Annotated in this window: 2 protein-coding genes; both read right to left on the bottom strand. The window is 68.8% G+C overall.

All coding sequences use genetic code 11. The features are described from left to right. On the bottom strand, positions 1 to 837 hold an 837-nt coding region (locus ACTCB7_RS15960), incomplete at its 3' end, for an aldehyde dehydrogenase family protein (RefSeq protein ID WP_463007472.1). 14 nt (positions 838 to 851) lie between these two features. Beyond that, positions 852 to 1,850: an AraD1 family protein gene (gene araD1, locus ACTCB7_RS15955; protein WP_163648528.1), complete on the bottom strand. Its 999-nt coding sequence runs from the start codon at positions 1,848 to 1,850 to the stop codon at positions 852 to 854. Positions 1,851 to 1,986: the final 136 nt, after the last annotated feature.

The raw sequence follows: 1,986 nt of genomic DNA, 5'->3' as shown, positions 1-1,986 counted from the left end.
GAGCGCCGCGGGCAGCGGGAACACCGGGTTGATCGAGCTCATCTCGGCGTAGATCGGGATCGGCTCGGGGCGCGCCTGGGCGGTGGCGACCAGCGCCTGACCGCCGCTGCGCGAGCCGGTGAAGCCCACCGCCTTGATGCGGGCATTGGCGACCAGCGCCTGGCCGACCTCGCGGCCGGAGCCGAACAGCAGCGAGAATACCCCCTCGGGCAGGTGGCAGCGGGCCACCGCCTTCTGGATGGCCCGGCCCACCAGCTCGCTGGTGCCGGGGTGGGCGGAGTGCGCCTTGACCACCACCGGGCAGCCGGCGGCCAGCGCCGAGGCGGTGTCGCCGCCGGCCACCGAGAACGCCAGCGGGAAGTTGGAGGCGCCGAACACCGCCACCGGGCCCAGGGCGATGTGGCGCTGGCGCAGGTCGGCGCGCGGCAGCGGCGCTCGTTCGGGCAGGGCCGGGTCGACGCGCACGTCGAGCCACTCGCCGGCGCGCACGACATTGGCGAACAGACGCAGCTGGCCGCAGGTGCGCCCGCGCTCGCCCTCGATGCGCGGAATCGGCAGGCCCGACTCGTCGCTGGCGCGTTCGATCAGGGTATCGCCCAGTGCCTCGATCTCCTCGGCGATGGTCTCGAGGAACACCGCGCGGTCCTCGAGCGAGGTCTCGCGGTAGCTGTCGAACGCCGCGCCGGCCAGCTCGCAGGCTCGGTCGACGTCCTCGCGGGTGCCACCGGCATAGACCGGCTCCAGGCGCTGGTTGGACGACGGATTGATGGCCTGGATCTCGCCGCTGGTGCCGCGCACGGCCTGCTGGCCGATGAGTAGCTTGCCTTCCAGGGTCATGATTTCCTCCTGAGTTAGAGCGCGTTGACGGACGTCGCGGTGTCGACATCCGTGGTCTCGAAGCACAACGGGTTGCGCAAGGGGCGTCCGAAGGCCGGGATCTCGATCTCGAAGCGATCTCCCTCCCGGGTGCGGACGTCGTCGGCAAAACTCAATGTCGCGGTGCCGAAAAAATGCACATGGACATCGCCGGGACGCCGGAAGCCGGCGTACTTGAAGTGATGATGTTCGAGGTTGGCGAGGCTGTGGGCCATGTTGGCTTCGCCGGTGAGAAACGGCTTCTCCCACAGCGTCTGGCCGTCGCGGACGATACGGCTGGTGCCCTCGAGATGGTCGGGCAGTTCACCGACGAGCAGTTCGGGGCCGAAGCTGCAGGCGCGCAGCTTGGAGTGGGCCAGCCACAGGTAATTGTGGCGCTCGATGACGTGGTCGGAAAATTCATTGCCGACAGCATAGCCGATTCGCCACGGCTGGCCAGCCTCGTCGATCACATAGAGACCGGCCAGCTCCGGCTCCTCACCGGCATCCTGGGCGAAGGCGGGCACCGGGATGTCGGCCTCGGGAGCGATCACGCAGTCGCCGTCGCCCTTGTAGAACCACTCCGGCTGCGCGCCGACCCGGTCGGCTTCGGGCTTGCCGCCCTCGACGCCCATCTTGAACATGCGCATGGAGTCGGTCAGCTGGCTCTCGTCGGCCTGAGCCTTGCTGTGCATGGCCGAACGGGTGTCGGCGCTGCCCAGGTGCGTCAGGCCGGTGCCGGTGACCAGGCAGTGAGCCGGGTCCGGGTGGGTGAGCGGGGGCAGCAGGCGCTTTTCGCGGACCAGCTCGGCGTAGTCGAGCCGCTCCTCGGTCAGCGCCGACTCGACCACCGCGGCCAGCGAGCGCCGCTCGCGAATGGCGCGTTGTGCCAGACCGTAGGTCCCCTCGTCGGTTGCGACCCGGCGCACCTGATCGGGACTTTCCACTACCGCCACCTGGGGGCGGCCCTCGTGTTCATACTGGATGAGTCGCATGGCGATCTCCGCTTGGATTGAAAGCAGGGGGCCCTACACCAGCCACATGGCCAGATCGGGGAAGAACAGCAGCGCGAACAGCACCACCAGCTGGATGGCGATGAACGGCAGCAGCGACACGAAGATGTCCTTCAAG

It is taken from the genome of Modicisalibacter sp., from assembly GCF_055145905.1.
The sequence above is the reverse complement of the archived record's forward strand: the minus strand, read 5'-3'. Positions and strand labels throughout refer to the sequence as shown.